Here is a 22,981-nt window from a genome sequence, read left to right on the forward strand (position 1 = left end):
CGCTTGTCAACTGGGGGCTTGCGCTAAATTTTCTGAGGTAAATATGGCTGCTGAAATTGCGGCGAAGGAATAACCGGGTATTGCTCGAAACAGCAAAGTCCGGGTGCATGCAATACATGCACCCGGACTACTCAGTATAGATCTGGAAAAGACCGCCATATCAGTGGCGGCCAGGTCTTAGTTATTTCGGCGCAGCATCCACAGGCTTCTGTGCAGCAACCTTGGGGTTGGTCTTCAACAGATCGGCCTGATCGTCCAGAATATGCACTGCTTCATTGAGCAATACATCTTTTGCACTCTTGCGTGCTTTTTCAGCAGCAAGGTCGGCAGTCAGGCTTCGTTCATTGGCAAGCAAACCGTCATCCTGCGTATTGAGATCTGCCGCGTCATCATCACCATCGTCGATCTTGTCGCGTGATTTGAGACGTGCCGCCTGTGTGTTCAACTCATTGCGCCGATCGGTTTCATTGAGCGAAATAACCCGCTTCTTGCGCTGTGTATTGAGCTCGGCAATATCCTCAAGAAAACGCTGATAATCCACATCCTTGTCAACCCGCGCATCGTGACGGCTTTGCAGCTGTGCGACAACGTCCTTGATCTTGTCACTTGCTACGTAATTCGCAGGTTTAACCTGTGACCACGGCAGCGCATTGTCATAACTCGATTCCCCGAAAGCCTCCGTATCGGTAGCGGTCGGCAAACTGACGTCGGGGGTCACGCCGCGCAACTGCGTCGTACCGCCATTGACGCGGAAAAACTGAGCAACGGTCATTTTCAGATCGCCGTATTTCGGCTTATCGTTGTGGGCAACCGCATCGAGGCTGACCATGCTTTGGACAGTCCCTTTGCCAAAGCTTGGTTCACCGATAATGGCACCACGACCATAGTCCTGAATGGCTGCAGCGAAGATCTCGGAAGCCGATGCTGAACCGCGGTTGATGAGAACAGCCATCGGGCCGGTCCAGGCCGGCTTCGGCAGATCATCGCTCTCGACATTCACCGCGCCACTGGCATTGCGTTCCTGAACAATGGGACCCTTGCCGACAAAAAGACCCGTCAGATCAATCGCCTCAGCCAAAGAACCGCCGCCATTGTTGCGCAGATCCATCAGGACGCTATCCACCTTGTCCTTTTTCAGCTCAGCCAAAAGAGCGGCAACATCGCGGCTGGCGCTGCGGTAATTCTTGTCACCTTTGCGCCGCGCATCGAAATCCTCGTAAAACGCCGGCAGGGTAATGACACCGACCTTACGCGTTGCATCGCCATCCTTTACCGACATGATGGTCTTCTTGGCAGCCTGTTTATCAAGGCTGATCTTGTCGCGCACCAGAGAAACAATGTGATGCGTACCATCCGGCCCCGCACCGGCTGGCAAGATGTCGAGACGAACAATGGTGTCCTTCGTGCCACGAATAAGTTTCACAACATCATCGACACGGGTGCCAACCACTTCGGTCATCGCACCTTTCTCGCCTTGGGCAACGCCGACAATCCGATCACCTACGGCCAGTTTACCGGACAGCTGGGCCGGGCCACCCGAAACCAGTTCGCGAATAGTCGTATATTCATCCCTCTCCTGCAGCACCGCACCAATGCCCACCAGTGAGAGCTTCATCGAAATATCAAAATCTGACGATGCCGATGCACCGAGATAATCCGTATGAGGCTCGATGGATGTCGTATAGGCATCCATGAAAATCTGGAACACGTCGTCGCTCTTGTACTTGCTGACGCGTGTCAGGGAGTTTTCATAACGCTTGGAAAGTGTGTCGCGAATTGCAGCGTCGTCCGTGCCCGCGAGTTTCAGACGCAGCCAGTCGTTCTTCACGCGCTTGCGCCAGAGGTCTTTGGCTTCATCTTCAGATTGCGGCCAAGGCTCCTTGTCCCGCATAAACGCAAAGTCTTCCTTCTGGCTGAAATCAAAACCTTTGGCGAGCAAGTCGCGGGCGTAATTGAGCCGCTCGACCACGCGCTGTTGATACACACTGAAAATCCCAAAAGGGATGCTCAAATCTTCGTCAAAAATTGCGTTGTCAAGCTGCGAGCTCTTGGCAGTGAACCCGTCAATATCTGCCTGAATGAAGAAAAACTTCTCCGGGTCCAGAGACTTTATATATTGATTGACAACCTTGGCAGCCAAAGCATCGTCCAAGGGGATCGGCTTGTAGTGAAAGCGTGATAAAAACTGAGCGCCCAAGTGGGCGGCCTGTGCCTGTTGCTCCGTCGGGGCGAGCACCGGTGGCGCACTGAGCTCCAGCGCTTGAGCAGACGGAGCGATTGCCAAAAAGAGGCACAACAGGCTATATTTCATACGCATATAAATTTTTTCCGATGTCTGATCATGGTGAAGTAGGGAGGAAATTCAGCTTTACTGTGGCAGTTGAGTTGGAAGTGCGATCTTTTTTGGGTATAATTTAAAATGTCCGAGCCAGCCATGGCAGTCCAGCACGTCGGCAGCGATCTGTCCATCACCTTGCAATCACAAGCCAGATATCTTTGATATTTAACGTCATTCCATCTCTTCGCGTGTTTGTCATATCATTCCGGCAATCCTGCTTTCCGCAATGCATCAAGATAGAGCTGGAGGTCTTCGGCTTTCTTCCAGGGAACACCGGAACGTGTCGTTGCAATGGATGTTTCGGGGGCAACACGTAAGAGATTGTTCAACGCTGTACGAGTGGCATCCGCATCGTCAAGTTCCCCAAGAGCAGCCAGAAGCACCCGGTGTCCGGTCGGGAAATTATAGTTGATGTGCAACGCTTTGCGCGCCCACTCGACTGCGGCCTCATAATGTCCCTCGGTAAATTCCGCCATGCCGAAAAAGGCAAAGGTCCAATAGTTGGAAGGATCACGCGGGCTCAAACGGATGGCCATTTTCAGCGTTTCCCGCGCATTGTCGGCATCACCCGCAAGCGCATAATACCCGCCACCCCACATGCGCGCGAAAGCCAGATTCGGATTGATATCAATGGCAGTTTCCAGGCTGCGCTGCGTGTCGTCGAAGCGTCGCAGAAACAACGACACCGCCCCAAGGATAGTGTGTGCTTCCGCATCCCGTTCGTCGAGCCCGACGGCAACCCGAGCCATTTCATATGCTTCGCCAAGTGCCTCTGCAGGTGCTGCGTTCCAGCCGTAGAGCACATCAATAATGTCGCACATCGCGTGGACGACGCGCGCTCTGGCAAGTGTGGGATCAAGGGCGATTGCCTGACGCGCCAGTGTTTTGGCAATAGCACTGTCTTCTTTCGTCCAGCGCCACGCATGCCAGCTGGCACGCATCACACAATCCCACGCATCCAGATTGGCAAGATCTTTTCGGCGCGCCCGCTTCATTTCCGCACCGATCAATTCAGGCGTTACCACCCCGACAATACTTGCCGTAATGTCATCCTGTACCGCGAAAATATCATCAACTTGCCGGTCGAATTGTTCGGCCCAGATATGATTACCCGTTGCTGCGTCAATCAATTGAGCAGTGATGCGGACACGTGCGCCGCTGCGGCGAACGCTGCCTTCAAGCACGTAGCGCACACCAAGTTCGCCAGCGACCTGTTTTATGTCGACAGCGCCGCCACGATACGTGAATGAAGAATTGCGGGCGATGACAAAGAAGCTCTGATTGCGCGCCAGAGCGGTGATGATATCTTCAGCGATACCGTCGGCAAAATATTCCTGATCTTTCGCCGCGCTCATATCCTGGAACGGCAGAACAGCAATTGCAGGTTTCGCAATCCCCGGGGCAGGCTCATCGCGCGGCGCAGCTTTCGCACCAGCCATTATTTCAAGAACGACGCGATAAACCCGGATGCGCTTCTTGATATTCTTGACCTGCCGTTCGCCAAGATCTTCGAAGGTAAAAGCCACCTTCCCTGCGACCTGTTCGAACACATTGGCGGTAATGGAAATCCCGCCCGGGTCGGCCAAAGCTTCCATGCGTGCAGCGATGTTGACGCCATCACCGAAAATATCATCGCCATCAATGACAATGTCACCAATGTTGATGCCCGCTCGATACTGGATGCGATGCGCTTTGGGAACCGTTGCTTCCGCATTGGCAACGCCGCGCTGTATGAGCACCGCGCTCTCAACAGCATCGACAACACTGCCGAATTCTACCAGCAAACCGTCACCGGTTGTCTTGACGATACGGCCATTGTGATCACGCAGGATTGGATCGATAATGTCCTGACGATGAATGCGCATCCGTGAAATGGTAGAAGCCTCATCAGCCTCCATATGGCGTGAATAGCTCACCATATCGATGGCCAGAATAGCAACCAACCTGCGCGCAACACGATCGATAGCCAACACCGCTCCCCATGCGAATAGTTCTGCGGTGACATTACGAGCCTAAATTGCACAAGTCCATTTGAAACACGGGCACATGACAGTTTGCTGTTACCGGCCCAATGTTCACAAAATCCACCAGTCATTTTACCGGTGCCGCGCTGGCTGCGTCCGCAGCGCGCCGCTTTAAAAAGTCGTATTCGCGCCTATTGTCCGTCAACACCGATGCGGCTTCAAATGCAGCTCTCGCTTCTTCATAGCGGCCGAGTTTGTAGAGAAAATCACCTCGAACACTGGGCAGCAGATGATAATTCTTGAGTGCTGGTTCTCCCATCAGGTTGTTTACAATGACCAGACCTGCTTCCGGTCCTTCTGCCATACCAACAGCAACTGCTCGATTGAGCTCGATGATGGGTGAAGGCATGACCTCGATCAATTCCGCATAGAGTTCAGCGATGCGTGACCAGTCGGTTTCCTCGGCAGTTTTCGCTTGTGCGTGACAGGCGATGATTGCCGCCTGCAACACATAGAAACCCCTCGCACCGCCGAGTTCACGTGCCCGGACAAGCGCGCGTAATCCACGCCGGATCTGTAGCTGATCCCAGCGCGCACGATTCTGATCAAGCATGAGGATAGGTTCACCCGCCGCATCTGTCCGTGCCGCTGTGCGAGAGGCATTCATTTCCATCAAGGCAAGCAGTCCATAGGCTTCGGCTTCATGAGGCGCGATAGAGGTAAGGACGCGGCCCATGCGCAACGCTTCGTTGCACAGTTGCGGGCGGAGCCAGTCCTGACCACGCGTAGCGGTATAGCCCTCATTGAAGATGAGATAGATGACTTCCAGCACCGAGACGAGCCGCTGCGCAAGTTCCTCGCCGGTAGGCGTTTCATATGCCAGCCCCGATTCTGAAAGTGTCCGCTTTGCCCGGACAATACGTTGAGCAATCGTCGCAGCGGGTTGCAGAAAAGCTCTGGCAATTTCCTCTGTTGTCAGGCCGCAGATCATCCGCAATGTGAGGGCCGCGCGGGCCTCGCGCGATAATAGCGGATGACAGGCAGTGAAGATAAGCCGCAGCAGCTCGTCGCCTATATCGTCATCGAGGGCGGAGTCGAAATCAGGCATGGTCTGCTGTTCCTCCTCCATCTCTGAGGTGATCATTTCGTGTTTGCGATTGAGCATTTGACCACGGCGTAAGTGATCCAGCGCACGGCGCTTTGCGGTCATCATCAGCCAGGCACCGGGCTTTTCCGGAACACCGGTTTCCGGCCATCGTTCGAGTGCGGCCACAAGGGCGTCCTGCGTTAGCTCTTCTGCCAGCGGCACATCGCGCAGCATCCTCGCCAGACTGGTGATCAGCCGGGGTTGCTCCACCCGCCAGACGGCGAGGATTGCGCTGTGGGCGTCGGCGGCCGTCATGGCCGCCTGCCATTTTGGTTGGTCCTCTGGCTCAACCGCCAGCCAACACGCGAATTTCGCACGTGCCTTCCCAACCGGGCTGGTGATCTTTATGCAGCTGCAGGAACTCGAGCCCCGAAGCCACGGCTTCTTCCTTGCTCTTGAACTCCATAATCACATAGCCGCCGATGACTTCCTTGGCTTCGACCATTGGCCCGTCGATGACGTTGAGCTTGCCATTGATCAGGTTGATGCGCGCACCGCTGTCGATGGGCATCAATTCGCCGCCATCAAGCATGCGTCCGGTCTGAAGTTCCCGGTTAGCGAGCTTGTTCATTGCTTCGATAAGCTCGGGGGTTGCCGGATCATTGTTGGCGGTGGTGATGATTGACATGAAACGCATTTGATATTCCTCCTGAGGCGAGCTTCGGGCACCATTGCCGCTGAACTGTCTCGCTTATGAAGACAACGAACCAGCTTTCAACAGATCGACATCCTTTTGGAAAAAAATTTCATCGGACCAAAATTGAACCCGGGCGTCGCCCGAGTGAAACATTGAGGGCCTATCAGTTCAACCCATCAAATGGGCTTCGCCAAGCATCAATCGCCCATAGCTGTTCATGCCAGCGCTGAACATTCGGAAACTCTGCCAGCGGCAGACCCGCGCCCTCTGCAAAGGGCAGAGATGTAGCAACCCTGAAATCCGCATAGGAAATACGATCGCCGACCAGCCATGTCTTCCCGGCGAGTTGGTCGTCAAGAATTCCCGCATAACGCCGGAAATCAAGCATTGCTTCATTAAGGATCGCTGGATCAACCGTCTCGGATGAAAAGGTCGGATGGATCAGCTTGTAAAAATAAAGGCAACTGCCTGCTGTATTGAGATGGTGGGTGCACCAGCTGATCCACATGATCATTTCCGCCATCTCATCATCGGTTCGCCAGAAGTCCGAACCCGCAAGCGCTGAAAGGCGGCAGGTAATGGCATCCGCCTCCCAGAGCGTGTGCTTTTCTTCAACGAGGACCGGGACGAACCTGTTCGGATTGATGGACTGGAAAGCCTCTTCATATTTCGGATCGCGCGGGCTCATCCGTACATACTCGACTGGCGCATCAAGATACCGGGCACCCGCGACGGCGACACGCGGATTAAGGTTCTTTGAATAATACAGTTTCATGCGGTGCACCTCCCTTGGGCAACATGAACTTCATACTTGACGATTTAGGTTGATATCAACACAATACATGCATGTCAAAAGACCAGACAGTCCCATTTCAGACCACACTCCACGTTCGCGACCATTGCCTGTGTCTGCATGTTCAGCGCGCAGCGCGCGCTCTGGCGCGCCGCTTTGATGAAGCGTTGCGCCCGGCTGATTTGAACAATGGCCAGTTTTCGCTACTCATGTCGCTCAATCGGCCGGTGCCGCCATCGCTCGGGTCAGTCGCCAATCTGCTCGCGATGGACCGGACGACCTTGACGGCAAATCTGAAACCTTTGGAACGTCGCGGTCTGGTAACCGTTGCAGCCGATCCCTCAGACCGTCGCAGCCGGCTACTCTCGCTGACCGCGCTCGGCCACGCGGCGCTTTTAACTGCCCTGCCCATATGGAAGCGCACCCATGCAGAGGTAGAACTTGATCTTCCACCACCCGGAGCAGATTCGCTTCGCTCAGCGCTTCACGCCCTGACCTAAGTCCAACATTCAATCAGCATAACAGTGAGGAGATGTACGATGACAAGCAATCAAACACTCGCACCTGCGAAAGAACTGGCAAGCAAGAATCAAACCCGCTTCCCCAACGAGAACGAGGAATACCGGCGCGCGCGCAACGCCCTCTTGGCTGAAGAAATCGAACTGCGCCGCCATATTGAGCGCGTGGCCGAACTACGCCGTGCACTGCCGCCAGGCGGAGAGGTAAAGGAAAACTATCGTTTCGAGGGGGAGAATGGCCCCGCGAGCTTCGCTGATCTTTTCGGCGGAAAACAGACGCTTATCCTTTACAGCTATATGTTTGGACCGCAACGCCAGCGTCCCTGTCCCATGTGCACAGCGCTTATCTCCGCATTGAACGGCGAAAGCCTTGATATCGAACAGCGAGCCGGTTTCGCGGTCATCGCACGTTCGCCGATCGAAAGGCTCGTGGCATTCAAAAAGGAACGTGGCTGGAGAGACATCAAGCTCTATTCCGATGTCAGTGGTGACTATACCCGCGCCTATGTGAGCGAAGACGATGATGACATGCCGGCCTACAACGTCTTCACCCGGCGTGACGGCAAGATCCGGCATTTCTGGAGTGGCGAGTTGGGTATGGAAACCGCCGATCCGGGGCAGGACCCGCGCGGCGCGCCTGACCTTATGCCGCTGTGGAACGTGCTTGATACCACCCCCGAAGGCCGCGGCGCGGATTGGTATCCGAAACTGGAATATACAAAATAAGCAAAGGGATCGTTGACCCTGCCGGATGTGGTTGCTATCCAGATCGCGGAATTGGTTCCGCGATCAAAAGCGGATGAAAAGGGCACTCCCAAAGATGCGCCGGGGAAGCAGATGGTTTGCTATAGCCGGTACGGTGTGGCTCACAGCCTTAGCTGCCATGCTTGGCAATACATCTGCAATCCAGGCTGCCCCACCTCAAAGAGTGGTTTCAATAAACCTGTGTACCGACCAGCTTGCCATGCTTCTGGCGGCTGACGGACAGCTTTATTCCGTATCGCATCTCGCCAGCGATGAAACCGTATCGGTTCTCGCTAAACAAGCCGGGGAGTTTGTGACCAATCATGGTCTGGCCGAAGAAATTTTCCTGATGAAACCGGACATGATCCTGAGCGGCACATACACGACACGGGCAACAATCGATATTCTGAAACGGCTTGGGTTTCGCGTCGAAGAATTCGCGCCGGAATTTTCATTCGATGACATTCGCAAGAATGTGCGTCGGATGGGCTCACTGCTTGGACAGAATGCAAAGGCCGAACAATTGCTGCGGGACATGGATGCTACATTGGCTGGCATAGGGCCGAAAGCACCTGATGCGCCGACCATCGCGCTTTACTATGCCAATCAGCTCACGTCGGGCAGCGGCACTCTGGCTGGTGATGTGGTCAATCATGCCGGACTTAACAACATGGGTGAAAAGCTTGGCCTGCAGGGCACACAGAAGCTACCTCTGGAGCAGCTTGTCATGGCCAAACCCGACCTGATCGCAGTCCACAATGCCTATGCTGCGCCAGCACTTGCCTATGAGGCACAGGTTCACCCGGCATTTCGCGCAGCTTTGCAGGGTAAGAGTTTGATCGACATTTCTGACAAATACTGGATATGCGGCGCACCATTCACAGCTGACGCCGTGAAACTGCTTTCGGAATCGGCAAGGCAGGCAATCAGCCAATGAAGGATCATTTTCGCCTGCTGTTGCTTGGTCTGTCACTGATCACTCTGCTCATGTTCGCATTGTCGCTGTTGACGGGGCCTGCAGCCGTCAGTGTTTCGGATAGTCTCAATGCATTGTTCACGGGACAGGGTGATGCCCTCGTTCTCGTCATGCGGGAAATCCGGCTGCCACGCGCGCTTCTCGGCCTGATGATTGGCGCAACGCTCGGTCTTTCCGGTGCTGTTTTACAGGGCTATTTGCGCAATCCGCTGGCGGAGCCCGGTTTGCTGGGTGTCAGCGCTTCAGCATCACTCGGCGCTGTCATTGCCATTTATAGTGGCTTGTCTCTAGTCTTTCCTCTTGCTCTGCCACTTATGGCACTCGCCGGTGCCGTCATCGCTGTGCTGCTGGTACAGGCGCTTGCCGGACGGGCTGCGGGAACGCTGATCATTATTCTCGCCGGTGTTGCCGTTTCAAGTTTCGCCGGCGCCATGACATCGCTTGCACTCAATCTGTCGTCCAACCCTTTTGCTGCCATGGAAATCCTTTACTGGATGTTGGGGTCGCTCACCGACCGTTCCATGCTGCATGTGGCTCTCGCTGCACCGTTCATTCTCGTTGGATGGGCATTGCTTTTCAGTCTTGGCCGGTCGTTGGACGCTCTGACACTTGGGCCCGACGCGGCTGCAAGCATGGGGATCAGCGTCAAGCGCGTACAGCTCATCGCCATTCTGGGGACGGCTGCCTCCGTCGGCGCATCGACCGCCGTAGCAGGCGCTATCGGCTTTGTCGGATTGATCGTTCCACACATCTTACGTCCGCTGGTGGGATCGCAGCCTTCGCGCCTGCTTCCGGTCAGCGCACTTGGAGGAGCTTCGATGCTTTTGGCAGCGGATGTTCTCGTGCGCATGATTGCACCGGGCCGCGACCTGAAGCTTGGCGTCCTGACTGCTATCGTCGGTGCACCCTTCTTTCTGTGGCTTGTTTTCCGCACAAGGCGGGCCTTGATATGAGCTTCCTGAAGCTTTCCCACCTCAATGTATCACTGGGATCCAAATCCGTATTGCGTGATGTTTCGCTCGATATTGGCAAAGGCGAATTCATCGGTTTGATCGGCCCGAATGGTGCAGGCAAATCCACATTGCTTAAAAGCGTCCTCGGACTGGTGCCATCGACGGGAGAAATCTCCGTCGCAGGAATATTATCTGATCGCCTCAGTACGAAAGAGCGTGCACGGCACATTGCCTATCTGCCGCAGGATCGCGAAATCGGCTGGGCAATTTCGGTGGAGAAACTGGTCGCGCTTGGTCGCACGCCTCATTTGGGCGGGTTTGCTGGTCTGGATGAGAATGATGTGGCAATCATTGAAAACGCCATACGTCGCATGGACATTGCAGAGTTTCGTCATCGCTCCGCCCTCGACCTTTCCGGCGGCGAACAGGCACGGGTACTCATCGCGCGTGCTCTGGCGCAGGACGCCCCTCTTCTGCTGGCTGACGAGCCAACGTCCGGACTGGATCCTGCCCATCAAATTGGCCTCATGCAGTCCCTCGCCGAGCTTGCGAGCGATGGTTCAGCTGTCATTGCATCGCTGCATGATCTTGGCTCGGCGGCACGCTGGTGCAGCCGGCTCATCTTGATCCATGAGGGCCAAATCGCTGCCGATGGCTCCCCTCTTGAGGTCCTGACCGCAGAACGCCTGCGCACAATCTACGGCGTTGAAGCCTATCTCGAAACAACGCAGCAAGGGCTGATTGTTCAGCCCATCTCGCTCATTGCAAAATGACAGCAAGCATTGAACGCGCTATGCCGCTCCATACCTGCTGCGCAGATGCCCGATAAAATGCTTGGCGTTGAGTTTTTCGCCGGTGGCGCGTTCGAGCAGTTCCGGCGTGGACCAGCGAGAACCCCGCGACCACAGCTTTTCCCGGCGCCAGTCATTGATTGCTGTGAAATTGCCTTTGGCAAGATCACTATCGGCAGCCGGATATTCCTTCGTCAAGGCCGTCCATTGCTGTGCGGCCATCATGGCGCCAAGGGTATATGAGGGGAAATAGCCAAACGCACCTGCCGGCCAATGCACGTCTTGCATCGGGCCATCTGCCGGATTGTCGATGGTGGAAAGACCGAGATAATCACGCATTTTTGCGTCCCAGGCCTCGGGAAGATCGGCAGTGTCCAGACGGCCGCTGATCAATTCCTGTTCCAGTTCGAACCGCAAAATAACATGCAAGGGATACGTTACTTCATCCGCATCGACCCGGATCAGGCCACGCTCGACGCGGTGCACATGCGGCAGAATATCCTCCAGCGACCAAGGTTCTCCCAGATGCTTTTCAACAACCGGAAGGGCCCATTGCCAGAATGCCGGATTGCGGCCGAGCTGCTTTTCAACAAACAGGCTTTGGCTCTCGTGCACGGCCATGCCGCGCGCCTTGCCCAACGGCCAATGCGACCATGCTTTTGGGAGGTTCTGCTCATACAGCGCATGGCCGGTTTCATGCAAAACACCCATAAGCGCCGACAAAAACTCTGTCGTTCTGTAACGCGTGGTAATGCGCACATCACTTGGCACGCCGCCGCAGAACGGATGATGCGAGACAGAAAGGCTGCCATGCGCAAGATCGAAGCCGACCGCAGCCATCATCGCAAGACCAAGCTCACGCTGTTTGTCGATGGGATAAACACCTGAAAGCTGTTTCAACGGATGCTTTGCCAACCGTTCTTCCTGAATGGCCAGTGCCTCCGGCACAAAGCCTTTGAGAAAGTTTTTCAGTTCCGTGAAAACCGGTTCGATGTCAGCCGCGCGGTTACCCGGATCATGCTGCTCGATCATGGCGTCGTAGGGGTCAAGCCCAAGCACATCGGCACGCATGGCGGCTTCTTCACGCGCCAAGGCAATCACGCCATCAAGTGCGGGCAAAAATCCGGCCCAGTCGTTCTTGGCACGAAGATCGCGCCAGAGCTGCTCGCAGCGCATCCGGGTGTTTGTCTGACGTTCGACGAATTCTGCCGGCAGACATGTCAGGTTGGTATATTGCCGCCGGAACTCGCGTACCGCAGCGGTCTGCTCATCGCTGAGCGCTTCGCCTTCGGCGACAGCAATCCAATCGGCGATCTCGGGAGCAGCTGCCTGACGATGATACATGCCCGCAAGTGAGGCCATTGCCTCGGCACGCTTTTCTCCTCCCCCGACAGCCATATGGGTCGCCTCATCAGCGCCCAGAATAGCCATCGCGTGTTCGAGTGCTTCAAGCTTACGGCCGAGATCATCGATTTTCTGGAACGACATGCTGTTTCCCGTTGGCGAATCCTGTTTCAGATGAGCAACGAGAGGATGTCAATTTTTCGGCGAGTGCAAGCCTGAATCCGTACGGGCTTCGATCGCGCGGATGACCGCCGCAGTGTCTTCCGGCCCGTGCCCCAGCGCCAAAGCCTCGTCGTAAAGTGTGTAACAGGCGTCGAGCAGTGGCGAGGCCAAACCGGTCTCGCGGGCAGCCGCAGCGATAAGACGGCTGTTCTTGAAGACGTCAGCTATAGACGTTTGAGCGGTGAAGTCGCCTTCAAGGAGTTTGTTCGCCCTTATGCGCGAGACATTGCTCGCCATGGGGCCAGCGTCGAGCACGGCAACAAATTGCTGCAAATCGATATGGTGTCGATCGGCGAAATGAAACGCTTCGGCAAGGCCCGTCATCATCGTGACGAGAAACAGATTGACCGAAAGCTTCATCAGCAGGGCCGAAGGAACCGGCCCGCAAACGACAGTCTGATGGCACATCGGCTGGAATAGCGGACGTATCTCTTCCACAGTAGCGGGTTCGCCCGACAGCATACCAACAAGCTGTCCAGCTTCGGCGGGTTTGCGTGAGCCAGAAACGGGGGCTTCAACATAGCTGCCGCCAGCAGCACGAATATCGGCTTCGAGTGTACGCGAATATTCGGCTGAATTAGTCCCCATGCTGACAACGATGTGCTGCCCGACATTCGCAGCAAAATCCGGCGTGCCACGACCCAGAACCAAATCTGTCGAGGCGCTATCGACCATCATGAGAATGACGATCCGTGCCTGTTTGAAAACGTCAGCGGTATTCTCGGCCACCTTGGCGCCCTCAGCTCGCAGAGCTTCTGCTTTGTCGGCCGAGCGATTCCAGACCACAAGTGGCGTGCCCGCACGCGCCAGATTGAGTGCCATGGGCTGGCCCATAATACCAAGGCCAATAAAACCTATATCCATGTGTATCTCCCGATGGACGCCTGCTCTGCGAGGAGTAGCAATTCATCCGATATTCGACTATCAAATAGATAGGAAATAACACTTCAGGAATTCGAAACTATGAACCGCACGTTCGACATGGATGCCTTGCGCACAATGGTTGTGGGTACAGAGCTCAAGAGCTTTGCCCGTGCCGCATCACAACTTGGACGCTCCCAATCCGCCGTCAGCATGCAGTTGAAAAAGCTGGAGCAACAGGCTGGACAGGTCTTGTTTCGCCGCAGCGGGCGCGGTCTGGTCCTGACCGAGGCTGGCGACTCGTTGCTCATCTACGCCCAGCGGATCATCGCGCTGAATGACGAGGCAACCGCTTCGCTTGGCACGACAGTGGCGACTGCGCCCGTCAGGATCGGACTTCCACAAGACTTTTTCGACGACGTGATGCCAGCCACTCTCACGCGATTTTCGCGTCAACATCCGGGTATTCACGTTGAGGTTCGTGCCGGACGCAACTATGCGCTGGAAGAAGAAGTTCGCACCGGACAACTCGATGCGGCCATCGCATTCTTTCCGGCAAGTTCGGATGCACATGGAACACTCATAGCTTCCCGGCCCATGCTATGGTTCGGCGGCAAAAACCTGTTCCGGGCTGAAAGCAGCGAGCCACTGCCACTCGTGCTAAACGACCATCCATGCCTGTTTCGCCAAACCGCGCTGCAAACATTGGAAAGCAAGGGATTCCGTTGGCGAATGGCGCTCACAACCCCAAGCCTTCCCGGTATATGGGCGGCGCTGCGCTCCGGACATGGCCTATCCATCCGGACCGGCCATCGTATTCCGGCGGGTATATGCGATATAGGCCATGAATTTGGCCTTCCGGACTTACCGCCGATGGAGCTTCGTATGCTCACCGCAGGAAAATTATCGCCTGCAGCGGCAGATTTACGGGATATTCTTGATCAGGTCGTCCGGTCCCGCGTCGCCGTATAACTTCAGTTCGCGGTACAGCCGAACGCCCGGCCAATGTCGGCTCCACAGCTTATCACTCCGTGCGCCATCCATTGTCATTGACACAGCTGCGGCGAAGGGTTTGATGGTGCCGGAAATTTTTATGCCGATTGAACGACTTGGCTTCCGGCTTGTAACCAACATTAAAAGGAAAAATGAATGGAACAGGATAGTTCCGGTATAGCCGGCAATTTTGACGCTATGGCCAATTTTATCGAGCATTTCGAAATCAACCGGGATCGCGGAGAACGCTGCCGCTTTGATGCAAATGTTGTATTCAAAAGTTCACGCGAAGTGGAAGAATACACGCGCGTCTACCTGAGTTTTCGCGATGATGATGTTTCAACCGTACGTTTTGCCGAAAAGGGTGATCTCAACCCGGTCTTCGTGCACACGGAGTTCAGAGTAACGACGTCCGTCATGAAATTTGAGGACAACGAATTGCAGATCACCGGTGTGTCGCCAAAGGTTGGTGCATACAAGGTAAGCATCAGGCCGGCATAGGAATTATCGGATCGGCTGCCGGTCCACGGGAATAGTTCCGCAGACCGGCACGGCAATACAAGATCAGGACGCGTTTAGTGCCAGCGTTCGCTGGCGTCCGACGAACTGGTAAGCAATTGCCAACAAACCGAACCAGATCGGGGCGACATAGAGCGCCACGCGGGTTGATGGATCGAACCCAAGGAACACGGCGACCATAATCAGGAACGCAACCACGACCCAGTTTGCCACCGGCGCGCCGGGCATACGGAAGTCAACGCGCTTCGCCTTGCCCTGCGCCACGGCGCGGCGATAGCCAAGGTGCGCAATCATGATGATCGACCAGGTCCACAAGCTGCCCACCAGCGAAATACTGGTAATCCAGATAAAGGCCTGTTTGGGCACGACGTAATTCAAGAGAACACCGATTGACATAACCGCCGCCGATGCGGTGATGCCATAAAACGGCACATGGTTGCGGCTGACCTTGCCGAAGATGCGCGGTGCCTGACCGGACCGGGCCAACGTGAACAGCATGCGGCCATTGCTGAAAATACCACTGTTGCATGACGACGCTGCAGCGGTAATAACCACAAAGTTGATCACGTCAGCAGCGATGCTCAGTCCCAGCTTATCGAACACGTATACGAAGGGGCTGACGTCCGGATTGAGCTGGTTCCACGGCAACAGGGCCATGATGACGGCCAGTGCACCCAGATAGAAAATCAGGATACGCCAGATAATCCCATTGGTGGCGCGCGGAAGCACCTCCTCCGGATTCTCCGCTTCACCCGCTGTCACACCGATCAATTCAACGCCCTGATAGGCGAACATCACCATTTGCAGAGCTAGCACGGCCCCCATGATGCCAAAGGGCAGAAAGCCATCGTGTGCCCACAGATTGGAAAAACTTGCCTGTTGTCCCAGTTCGCCGATGCGAAAGACAATGATTGCCAATCCGCCTAGGATAAGCGCCACGATCGTGACAACCTTGATGAGCGCAAACCAGAATTCCAGCTCACCGAACAGGCGCACCGCTACAACGTTGACGATGTACAGCACGGCCAATGTGATCAAGGCCGGAAGCCATTGTGGAATGTCCGGCAGCCAATAGTGGATATAGACACCAACGGCGGTGATTTCAGCCATCCCGATTACGACCCACATGAACCAATAGGACCAGCCGGTGACAAACCCGGCGAATGGGCTGACATATTCTTCAGCGTAGGTGGCAAATGAACCCGCGACAGGCCTGTGCATCAGCAACTCGCCCAGCGCGCGCATGATGAAAAACACAGCGATGCCGCCGACGGCGTAACTGAGCAAAAGGCCTGGGCCGGCAGTCGAAATAGCCTTGCCCGAACCCAGAAACAGTCCAACACCGATCGCGCCACCGATGGCTATCATGTGGATGTGGCGACTCTTCAGCTTGCGGGCAAGATGGCCGTCATCCGGCGCATCCAGTGGTTGGCTGGGCGAACTCATAGCAGTATCTCCTCCTGGTCTATGATTAGATCGTCGACGCGACTCCCAAGTCGGCGGGATATTACAGAGATCGGGCGCAACTTGATCATCGTTTAGGTCAATATTATTGACCTATTGAAAAGATATTTGATGATAGATGACTTGCTTTATTGAAATGCAGGGATGCAGCGAGAACTTCAAATATGAAAACCCATCGCAAAATAAAGGCGGTTGCTCAGATCAAATCCAGATAAGTCACAAGTTCCCTGGCAGCCGCACCACCGGCGCGATTCGCCCCGATTGTCGATGCGGAAGTGCCGTAACCGACCAGATGAATACGCGGATCTTTGGCTACCTGCGTCGCCAACTTGCCGGCCATGAGAATACCGCCATTGTCTTCGCGGATTTGCAGCGGCGCCAGATGATCGAGGGAACTGCGGAACCCGGTGCACCAGAGAATGACATCGGCTCTTTTCTCGGTGCCGCCCGCCCAACGTACTCCCTCCTCGTATATTTCGTCGAACATTGGCAGGCGTTTAAGAACACCACGATCCCGTGCAGCTTCCAGCGCCGGCGTCCACGGTATGCCCGTAACCGACACAACAGAGCCCGGAACGAGGCCACGGCGTACACGGTCTTCCACCATGGCAACCGCCAACCGGCCATCATCAGAAGTGAAGGGTCTGCTGCGGAACTGTGGTTCGTGACGCGTGACCCACGTGGTGGATGTCACGCGCGATATTTCATCCAGCAACTGCAAGGCGGATATTCCGCCACCCACGACGACGACATGTTTTCCAGCAAATTCATCGGCCGTGCGGTAATCGCGCGTATGCAACTGCTCACCTCTAAACGTGTCAGCGCCCGGATAGACCGGAATATACGGTGTTTCCCATGTGCCGGTGGCATTGATGATACCGCGCGCGGAAAAGACCCCTTGATCAGTCTCAACGCGAAAACGCCCGTCGCGCTCGCAGACCACTTTCACCGTCTGCGGCCGATAAACCGGTAGATCAAATTTCTGCTCATAGGCCGCATAATATTGCGGCACGGCTACGGAAGCCTTGACCTCTGCTCCCACATCAACCGCATCGGAAAACTGCATGCCGGGAAGATCGTGAACCCGGTTCACTGTCGTTAATGTTAGAGATGGCCAGCGATATTGCCACGCCCCGCCTGCTTTGGCGGACTTATCCAGCACCAGATAGTTTTTCCAGGCCTTCAAACCGAGGTGATGCAGGTGATATGCTGATGAAAGGCCCGCTTGCCCGCCGCCAATGATAATAATATCGACTTTGAGAACTGTCCGGACATCGTTTATTTTAGCGCGAATGTCCAAGCTCGGGTCAGTTGAAGAGAGTGCGGGATCGGAAGGCATTCCCCATCATAAATCCCCAATGATAGAATTCAAGACAACCGCTCACAATCGGTCATGCGGAAAATCCTAAAGGAGACTTGGGTGTAGTACGGCAGAGAAAAGCGCAAGCAGCCTGCAAACCCTGCGAAGTGGATGTCTATATCTTGGAAAAGACGGGTCGATCGTAAGAGGCGAAATCGACGTCAGATTTGAAAATTATTACCCTGTTCAATGGCGATGCATGCGCGAGTTGAGCACCCGCGCATGCATAAAGTCTCGATTCTGTTACGCCACACCTTCGCAGCCAGCGGCTGGAATACGGGTGCCAGATAAGAGCGCATTGTCGGGCTCCAGGATCACATCGGGAGCGGCGGCACGCTGCCATTCGACGGCTGCGACCTTTTGGAAATTTCTGCGGGCCACAGATTTCATAAGGAGCTCAAACTCTTTACGGGTCACGTGATCAGCGTTCATGACGGCGTTGATCATGGGATCCGACAGGGCTTCGGCAATAGTAAGATCGGCATATGTCTGTGGCATGATGCACTCCTTCTCCGCGGTCATTGAACCGCAACTCCATGTAAGAAATTAAATCTGTTTTTCTTGTGACCTTGTTCAAAAGCCAATTGGTAAAAATTGACAGGAGAACCAAATGCGTGTTACCGGTAAGTAACAACCCCTAGTTACTGGACGGTAACATTCATGTCAAGCGCACTGATGCGGAAAACGCAAACACCATCTCACGATGGTGTTACGACAGCTGAATCTGAGAATACCCGCCTGCCCCCACGCGATCGAATTATAGCCAGCGCAATTGATCTCTTTCGGCAGCAAGGCATTAAAGGTGTCGGCGTCGATGCGATTGCCGAAGCGGCAGACTCCAACAAGATGACTCTCTATCGTCACTTCGGGTCAAAAGATGATCTGATTTGCGAGTGTCTCAAGAAAACGTCGGCACGTCGTGAACAGATTTGGCGTGATCTCGAGGCTGCCCATCCCAATGATCCTATCGGTCAGGTGCGTGGCTGGATCGAAGAAGCAGCTGAACGCATTTTTAGCGATCCTCGCGGCTGTGATCTTGCCAATGCTGCGGTCGAGTTAAGGGAAGCAAACCATCCGGCTTTACAATTGATTATAGAAGCCAAAAAGGCGCATATGGAACGCCTTATCAATCTTTGTCGTGCTGCCGGAATAAAACAGCCGGAACAATTGACAGATGCTCTTGTTTTGTTGGTCGAAGGTGCCCGGGTTTGCAGCCAAAGCGCTGGCATCGAAGGCCCGCAGCAACAATTGAAACGCGCGTGTGATGCGATGATTGCTGCCTATTCCCCAGACAGTTAAAGCCACCATTTTGATTGAGTAACGCCAGCCTTGACGCGCCGGCCTGCCCTCATCTGCCATCACTGGAACCCGGCACAAGCCGGTTAACGTCTATCGGCGCAGATCCTCACAATCCTCTTTGATCTGCGCCATTACCCCCCTCTCTTGCACACTTCACGCAGTTGTTATTGGAGCAAGCTGCCAAACCGCACAGATTACACAAATTTAATTTGCTAGTCCCCCCACAGTGGACAAAGACATTGTCACTAGTGGCAGGCTCGCAATCGATAACAATCCGGATAGAGAATTGATCGAATGGGAATTGCATTCATGAATGGCAGCATGCCAGAGACGCTTCCCGGCATCAGCCACGAAACCCGTTCGCAATGGTTATTGCAGAGGGTGGCTATTCTTCGCCGCAATCCCAATTTTGGTGCTGCTGCGAATGAGTATGCGCTTGGCGCTGTCGGTGTCTTTGAAGGACGCTACATGGCCAACAAAGTGATGGCCAATGTCGCGCGGCAAGTCATCTGCATGTCCGTTCTTGCCCTGCACTTCACACGAACCAACGGAAACCACGGCGCTACGATTTCAAGCATTCAGAACATTACGTCTGCTTTGGGATTGTGCAGTAAGAACACGACGGCAGCGACGATAGATCTTCTCGAAAACATCGGTCTTGTCACGCGGGTACCAGACGAAAGCGATCACCGGAATCATTTGATACAGCCGACCAATAAGCTGATTTATGGTATCCGGAGAATCATCGGAATTACCTTCAACGCCGCCGGCAAGCTTTTTCCCTTGCGGCAGTATCAGCAGCTGATTGATGGGCCGGACGATTTTATGGAGCGCTATTTTGCCTCCAGCCTTCATTCGCTGCTCAACGTCAGTTCAATGCTTTCTGAACTCCACAGTTCTCAGCTTTTTGCCATCAGTGATGGCGGCGGCGTGCTCCTTTGCAAACTGATGTCGCTGAAAAAACTCGATGCTCCGGAGAACGAGAATTTCGTCTGTTTCCCCTATGACGAGATCGGGAATCTCTACGGTGTTTCCAGAACCCATATCCGGCGCTTGATGAAACGCGCTGAGGTCGAAGGCCTTGTTCGATTGCTCGAAGACGGCGGGCGCAAGATCGAGATATTGCCCACCCTCAACGATGTCTTCGAGAATATGGTTGCGGCACATATTGCCAGAGCGCAATTCGATATTCACTTGGCCAATCAAGATTTCGACCTACTTCCTGTCGATCTTTACGCCTAAAGCAAGTTTTGCTTTAGGGCCCGACCTCGGTCTCTGCTAATTCCCCAACGTTCCATTTCACCAGTATAAATAAAATGACCCTGCCTTCGAAAGGCAGGGTCTTTGAGTATTGACTGGAGATCAACTGAACTCAATTGCCTTCTTGCCAAGAGCAGTCCTTCTACGCTGACGAGAATGAGCACATACACGTTGCATCCAATTTTTTGGGTAGTCAAAGGACATAACTGGTGGCTTTTTGCTACCAAATTCAAGATGCATTTCCTGCGGAAAAGCGCCGCTGCGAAGAAAAAACACTTACCCGGCTTAACCGGATCCGATCGTGCGGATAAAACGATAAACTCACGTTCTTCTTACAAAAAAGTGATTTGCTAATCCAAACGCCAGATCGCGCAGGGGTTTGAAAACGATTGCCGATCACAAAGAGATGTCAGATTGAAATTTTTGGCAAAACACAGATGTAGCAAATTAGCAACATCACACTTGGTAGCAATATAGCACCAGTTATGTCCTTTGACCAAAGGGGTACCAAAGTAAGACATAAGTGAGGCACAGCGCATTGGGACGCTTGCTTTAACAATTGATCCGTAACTGGAGATCGACATGAATATCAAGAGTCTTCTTCTCGGCACCGCTGCCGCACTTGTTGTGGTATCGGGAGCACGCGCTGCAGATGCAGTCGTTGTGGCCGAACCTGAAGCCGTCGAGTATGTGAAAGTTTGCGACGCATACGGTGCCGGCTTCTTCTACATTCCTGGAACTGAGACATGCCTGAAGATCGGCGGCTATCTGCGTGCTGACATTAAGGGTGGCGACAATGTGTACACCGGCGGTCACATCAACAACGGTAGTGATCCGAACGGTGATGGCACATATAACTTCCAGACACGTGCCACAGTCCGTTTCGACGCACGTTCGGAAACAGAACTCGGCACGCTGCGTTCATACATCGAGACCCGTTTCAACTATACAAACGGAAACAATGACACGTCCATTCCGAATGCGTTCCTCGAACTCGGCGGTTTCCGCATCGGTGTTGCCGATGAAATCTTCGGTTCGTGGGTCGGTTATGCCGGCGATATCATCAACGACGACGTGATCCAGTACAACAGCTTTGCCAGCAATCAGGTCAGCTACACCTACACCGGCGGAAATGGCTTCTCGGCCATCATCGCGGCTGAACAGGGTGAAGCTGAAAACTTGAATGGTCAAAACTACGATTATCGCATTGATGATTACATGCCACACGCTCTTATCGGTGCGAAGTGGGAACAGAGCTGGGGTAAGATCTCGGGTATCGCTGGTTACGATTCTGCTGTCGAAGAGTGGGGCTTCAAGGCTCGCTTGGACGTGAAGATCACAGATGCGGTCACAGCCTGGGTCATGGGCGCTTACCAGACCAACTACGACGACCGGTCCTTCAGCACCAACCTGAATCGTAACTGGTTCGGCACGTGGGAAGGTGATTATGCTATCTGGGGTGGTTTGGCTGCCAAGGTTTCCGACAAGGCAACCGTGAACGCTCAGGTTGCTTACGAAGAAGAGGGCACAATTGCTGCTGCTTTGAACGTAGCCTACCAGATTGTTCCTGGCTTCACGATCACCCCGGAAATCAACTACACCAAGTTCGATGGCGAGCGTAAGGCTTACTCCCTCGCTCATGATGGCAATGACGATGCTTTTGGTGGCGTCATCCGCTTCCAGCGCAACTTCTAATATCGGATACAGCATAAGTCCGGGGCCTATCGGCCCCGGATTTTCTATTTGTCGGGCACCAGAGCCGAGAAGCGTGGCGCCGCACTTGCCTCGATCAAACCCGAAGCGGTGTGTTGATAGATGGCGCGATCCCGGTTGTGGGGATGATCAACAGCTTCTGCGATGCTCAAAACTGGCGCAAAGCAGACGTCAGTGCCCTCAAGCAATGCAGACCAATAGTTCTGTGGTTGGCTGGCAAACAATGCCTCGAAGCGTGCCTTCAAGGCGGGCCATTGTGTCCGGTCATATTGCGATGCCGGATCGACGTCATGAAACCCGAGCTTGCTCAGCAATAACGCATAGAACTGGGTTTCCAGTGCTCCGATTGTTATGAAGCGGCCATCGGCACACGCATAAGTGTCGTAAAATGGCGAGTCATGAAACGGACTTGGGACGGGTCCATCGATCTGCCCAGTGGCGCGCGCCAGTTGCACAATCGCACCGAGCATCGCAACCACGTCAACGATCGCGGCATCAACAACCCGTCCAATGCCGGATGAGCGCGCGTCAAAAACAGCACTGATCAATCCAAAGCAGAGACCAAGGGCTCCAGCGGCGTCCCCCATGATTGTGGGCGGAACAACGGGGGCTTCACCAGTTCGGGCTGCTAGCGAAAGCATCCCGGTAAGGGCAAGGTAATTGAGATCATGACCGGCTGTCTGGGCCAAAGGCCCGGTTTGCCCCCAACCCGTCATACGTCCATAGACAAGGCGCGGATTGCGTTCGGCACAATGGGCTGGACCCAACCCCAGCCGCTCCATGACACCCGGCCTGTTGGCCTCAATTAAAGCGTCCGCATTTGCAATCAACGCCAAAGCCTTGTCGACGCCTTCCTGACTTTTGAGATCCAGCGTGATGACAGTCTTGTTGCGCCGCAGCGGGTTGTCATCCGTGTCGCCAAATTCACGCATGACTTGTTGTGAACCTGGACGGGCAATGACCGTCACGTGCGCGCCCAGATCGGCCAGCATACGACCAGCGAGCGGTCCCGGGCCGATCCCCTCAAACTCGACCACACGCAGATTATGCAACGGATGTTGTATCAACGCATCTGTCATCGCATG

The 22,981-nt window shown here is 54.5% G+C and carries 21 protein-coding genes; 10 read left to right on the forward strand and 11 right to left on the reverse strand.

What is annotated here, in order from left to right:
- Positions 1 to 181 precede the first annotated feature (181 nt).
- From HB779_RS24545 to HB779_RS24565, 5 genes are all read right to left on the reverse strand, one after another.
- On the reverse strand, positions 182 to 2,317 hold the full coding sequence (locus HB779_RS24545; RefSeq protein WP_188346514.1) for a carboxy terminal-processing peptidase: 2,136 nt from the start codon (positions 2,315 to 2,317) through the stop codon (positions 182 to 184).
- Positions 2,318 to 2,538: 221 nt separating this feature from the next.
- Complete coding sequence (locus HB779_RS24550; protein WP_188346515.1) at positions 2,539 to 4,308, reverse strand: adenylate/guanylate cyclase domain-containing protein; 1,770 nt, start codon at positions 4,306 to 4,308, stop codon at positions 2,539 to 2,541.
- A 121-nt stretch (positions 4,309 to 4,429) separates the two neighbouring features.
- Complete coding sequence (locus HB779_RS24555; RefSeq protein ID WP_188346516.1) at positions 4,430 to 5,704, reverse strand: RNA polymerase sigma factor; 1,275 nt, start codon at positions 5,702 to 5,704, stop codon at positions 4,430 to 4,432.
- Positions 5,705 to 5,735: 31 nt separating this feature from the next.
- Positions 5,736 to 6,086 (reverse strand): YciI family protein, encoded by a 351-nt coding sequence (locus HB779_RS24560; protein WP_188346517.1) that lies wholly within the window; start codon positions 6,084 to 6,086, stop codon positions 5,736 to 5,738.
- Positions 6,087 to 6,249: 163 nt separating this feature from the next.
- Entirely contained in the window at positions 6,250 to 6,861 is a 612-nt protein-coding gene (locus HB779_RS24565; RefSeq protein ID WP_188346518.1) for a glutathione S-transferase family protein, read from the reverse strand.
- Positions 6,862 to 6,932: 71 nt separating this feature from the next.
- On the opposite strand from HB779_RS24565, the gene HB779_RS24570 reads away from it, so the two are divergent.
- The 5 genes from HB779_RS24570 to HB779_RS24590 all read left to right on the forward strand — a co-directional run bounded on the left by HB779_RS24570 (position 6,933) and on the right by HB779_RS24590 (position 10,843).
- Positions 6,933 to 7,379: a MarR family winged helix-turn-helix transcriptional regulator gene (locus HB779_RS24570; RefSeq protein WP_188346519.1), complete on the forward strand. Its 447-nt coding sequence runs from the start codon at positions 6,933 to 6,935 to the stop codon at positions 7,377 to 7,379.
- A gap of 39 nt (positions 7,380 to 7,418) precedes the next feature.
- Positions 7,419 to 8,123, forward strand: a complete 705-nt coding sequence (locus tag HB779_RS24575; RefSeq protein WP_188346520.1) for a DUF899 family protein — start codon at positions 7,419 to 7,421, stop codon at positions 8,121 to 8,123.
- A 94-nt stretch (positions 8,124 to 8,217) separates the two neighbouring features.
- Positions 8,218 to 9,078 carry an ABC transporter substrate-binding protein gene (locus tag HB779_RS24580; RefSeq protein ID WP_371823962.1) on the forward strand — a complete coding sequence of 287 codons (861 nt, stop codon included), beginning with the start codon at positions 8,218 to 8,220 and terminating at the stop codon, positions 9,076 to 9,078.
- A complete protein-coding gene (locus HB779_RS24585; protein ID WP_188346522.1) occupies positions 9,075 to 10,070 on the forward strand; it encodes an iron ABC transporter permease in 996 nt (331 codons plus the stop codon). The genes HB779_RS24580 and HB779_RS24585 overlap by 4 nt, the downstream gene beginning before the upstream one ends.
- Complete coding sequence (locus HB779_RS24590) at positions 10,067 to 10,843, forward strand: ABC transporter ATP-binding protein (RefSeq protein ID WP_188346523.1); 777 nt, start codon at positions 10,067 to 10,069, stop codon at positions 10,841 to 10,843. Before HB779_RS24585 ends, HB779_RS24590 begins: the two co-directional genes overlap by 4 nt.
- 18 nt (positions 10,844 to 10,861) lie before the next feature.
- Here the strand turns inward: HB779_RS24590 and HB779_RS24595 are convergent, their stop codons facing one another.
- Together HB779_RS24595 and HB779_RS24600 are read right to left on the reverse strand one after the other, a co-directional pair.
- Positions 10,862 to 12,349 (reverse strand): carboxypeptidase M32, encoded by a 1,488-nt coding sequence (locus HB779_RS24595; protein ID WP_188346524.1) that lies wholly within the window; start codon positions 12,347 to 12,349, stop codon positions 10,862 to 10,864.
- A 48-nt stretch (positions 12,350 to 12,397) separates the two neighbouring features.
- Complete coding sequence (locus tag HB779_RS24600; RefSeq protein ID WP_188346525.1) at positions 12,398 to 13,291, reverse strand: NAD(P)-dependent oxidoreductase; 894 nt, start codon at positions 13,289 to 13,291, stop codon at positions 12,398 to 12,400.
- A 99-nt stretch (positions 13,292 to 13,390) separates the two neighbouring features.
- Here HB779_RS24600 and HB779_RS24605 point away from each other — a divergent pair, with 99 nt between their 5' ends.
- Together HB779_RS24605 and HB779_RS24610 are read left to right on the forward strand one after the other, a co-directional pair.
- On the forward strand, positions 13,391 to 14,260 hold the full coding sequence (locus HB779_RS24605) for a LysR substrate-binding domain-containing protein (RefSeq protein ID WP_188346526.1): 870 nt from the start codon (positions 13,391 to 13,393) through the stop codon (positions 14,258 to 14,260).
- A gap of 177 nt (positions 14,261 to 14,437) precedes the next feature.
- Entirely contained in the window at positions 14,438 to 14,782 is a 345-nt protein-coding gene (locus tag HB779_RS24610; RefSeq protein WP_188346527.1) for a hypothetical protein, read from the forward strand.
- Between the two features lie 63 nt (positions 14,783 to 14,845).
- On the opposite strand, the gene HB779_RS24615 is transcribed toward HB779_RS24610, so the two are convergent.
- From HB779_RS24615 to HB779_RS24625, 3 genes are all read right to left on the reverse strand, one after another.
- On the reverse strand, positions 14,846 to 16,246 hold the full coding sequence (locus HB779_RS24615; protein ID WP_188346528.1) for an amino acid permease: 1,401 nt from the start codon (positions 16,244 to 16,246) through the stop codon (positions 14,846 to 14,848).
- A gap of 214 nt (positions 16,247 to 16,460) precedes the next feature.
- Positions 16,461 to 17,603, reverse strand: coding sequence for an NAD(P)-binding domain-containing protein (locus tag HB779_RS24620; protein ID WP_188346529.1), 1,143 nt, complete (start codon positions 17,601 to 17,603; stop codon positions 16,461 to 16,463).
- 264 nt (positions 17,604 to 17,867) lie between these two features.
- A complete protein-coding gene (locus HB779_RS24625) occupies positions 17,868 to 18,122 on the reverse strand; it encodes a hypothetical protein (protein WP_188346530.1) in 255 nt (84 codons plus the stop codon).
- A gap of 162 nt (positions 18,123 to 18,284) precedes the next feature.
- Here HB779_RS24625 and HB779_RS24630 point away from each other — a divergent pair, with 162 nt between their 5' ends.
- The 3 genes from HB779_RS24630 (at position 18,285) to HB779_RS24640 (ending at position 21,878) form a co-directional block, all read left to right on the forward strand.
- A complete protein-coding gene (locus HB779_RS24630; protein WP_188346531.1) occupies positions 18,285 to 18,923 on the forward strand; it encodes a TetR/AcrR family transcriptional regulator in 639 nt (212 codons plus the stop codon).
- 309 nt (positions 18,924 to 19,232) lie between these two features.
- Entirely contained in the window at positions 19,233 to 20,165 is a 933-nt protein-coding gene (locus HB779_RS24635; RefSeq protein WP_188346532.1) for a hypothetical protein, read from the forward strand.
- Between the two features lie 600 nt (positions 20,166 to 20,765).
- Positions 20,766 to 21,878: a porin gene (locus HB779_RS24640; protein WP_188346533.1), complete on the forward strand. Its 1,113-nt coding sequence runs from the start codon at positions 20,766 to 20,768 to the stop codon at positions 21,876 to 21,878.
- A gap of 44 nt (positions 21,879 to 21,922) precedes the next feature.
- Here HB779_RS24640 and HB779_RS24645 read toward each other — a convergent pair whose 3' ends face one another.
- On the reverse strand, positions 21,923 to 22,975 hold the full coding sequence (locus HB779_RS24645) for a CaiB/BaiF CoA-transferase family protein (RefSeq protein ID WP_188346534.1): 1,053 nt from the start codon (positions 22,973 to 22,975) through the stop codon (positions 21,923 to 21,925).
- Between the last annotated feature and the right edge of the window lie 6 nt (positions 22,976 to 22,981).

The organism is Phyllobacterium sp. 628 (assembly GCF_014189505.1).
In the GTDB taxonomy this organism is placed as follows: Bacteria; Pseudomonadota; Alphaproteobacteria; order Rhizobiales; family Rhizobiaceae; genus Phyllobacterium.

Coding starts and splice junctions, on each gene's coding strand:
- HB779_RS24545 (WP_188346514.1), bottom strand. CDS start 2,317: ATGCGTATGAAATATAGCCTGTTGTGCCTCTTTTTGGCAATCGCTCCG.
- HB779_RS24555 (WP_188346516.1), bottom strand. CDS start 5,704: ATGACGGCCGCCGACGCCCACAGCGCAATCCTCGCCGTCTGGCGGGTG.
- HB779_RS24560 (WP_188346517.1), bottom strand. CDS start 6,086: ATGCGTTTCATGTCAATCATCACCACCGCCAACAATGATCCGGCAACC.
- HB779_RS24565 (WP_188346518.1), bottom strand. CDS start 6,861: ATGAAACTGTATTATTCAAAGAACCTTAATCCGCGTGTCGCCGTCGCG.
- HB779_RS24570 (WP_188346519.1), top strand. CDS start 6,933: ATGTCAAAAGACCAGACAGTCCCATTTCAGACCACACTCCACGTTCGC.
- HB779_RS24575 (WP_188346520.1), top strand. CDS start 7,419: ATGACAAGCAATCAAACACTCGCACCTGCGAAAGAACTGGCAAGCAAG.
- HB779_RS24580 (WP_371823962.1), top strand. CDS start 8,218: ATGCGCCGGGGAAGCAGATGGTTTGCTATAGCCGGTACGGTGTGGCTC.
- HB779_RS24585 (WP_188346522.1), top strand. CDS start 9,075: ATGAAGGATCATTTTCGCCTGCTGTTGCTTGGTCTGTCACTGATCACT.
- HB779_RS24590 (WP_188346523.1), top strand. CDS start 10,067: ATGAGCTTCCTGAAGCTTTCCCACCTCAATGTATCACTGGGATCCAAA.
- HB779_RS24595 (WP_188346524.1), bottom strand. CDS start 12,349: ATGTCGTTCCAGAAAATCGATGATCTCGGCCGTAAGCTTGAAGCACTC.
- HB779_RS24600 (WP_188346525.1), bottom strand. CDS start 13,291: ATGGATATAGGTTTTATTGGCCTTGGTATTATGGGCCAGCCCATGGCA.
- HB779_RS24605 (WP_188346526.1), top strand. CDS start 13,391: ATGAACCGCACGTTCGACATGGATGCCTTGCGCACAATGGTTGTGGGT.
- HB779_RS24610 (WP_188346527.1), top strand. CDS start 14,438: ATGGAACAGGATAGTTCCGGTATAGCCGGCAATTTTGACGCTATGGCC.
- HB779_RS24615 (WP_188346528.1), bottom strand. CDS start 16,246: ATGAGTTCGCCCAGCCAACCACTGGATGCGCCGGATGACGGCCATCTT.
- HB779_RS24620 (WP_188346529.1), bottom strand. CDS start 17,603: ATGCCTTCCGATCCCGCACTCTCTTCAACTGACCCGAGCTTGGACATT.
- HB779_RS24625 (WP_188346530.1), bottom strand. CDS start 18,122: ATGCCACAGACATATGCCGATCTTACTATTGCCGAAGCCCTGTCGGAT.
- HB779_RS24630 (WP_188346531.1), top strand. CDS start 18,285: ATGTCAAGCGCACTGATGCGGAAAACGCAAACACCATCTCACGATGGT.
- HB779_RS24635 (WP_188346532.1), top strand. CDS start 19,233: ATGAATGGCAGCATGCCAGAGACGCTTCCCGGCATCAGCCACGAAACC.
- HB779_RS24640 (WP_188346533.1), top strand. CDS start 20,766: ATGAATATCAAGAGTCTTCTTCTCGGCACCGCTGCCGCACTTGTTGTG.
- HB779_RS24645 (WP_188346534.1), bottom strand. CDS start 22,975: ATGACAGATGCGTTGATACAACATCCGTTGCATAATCTGCGTGTGGTC.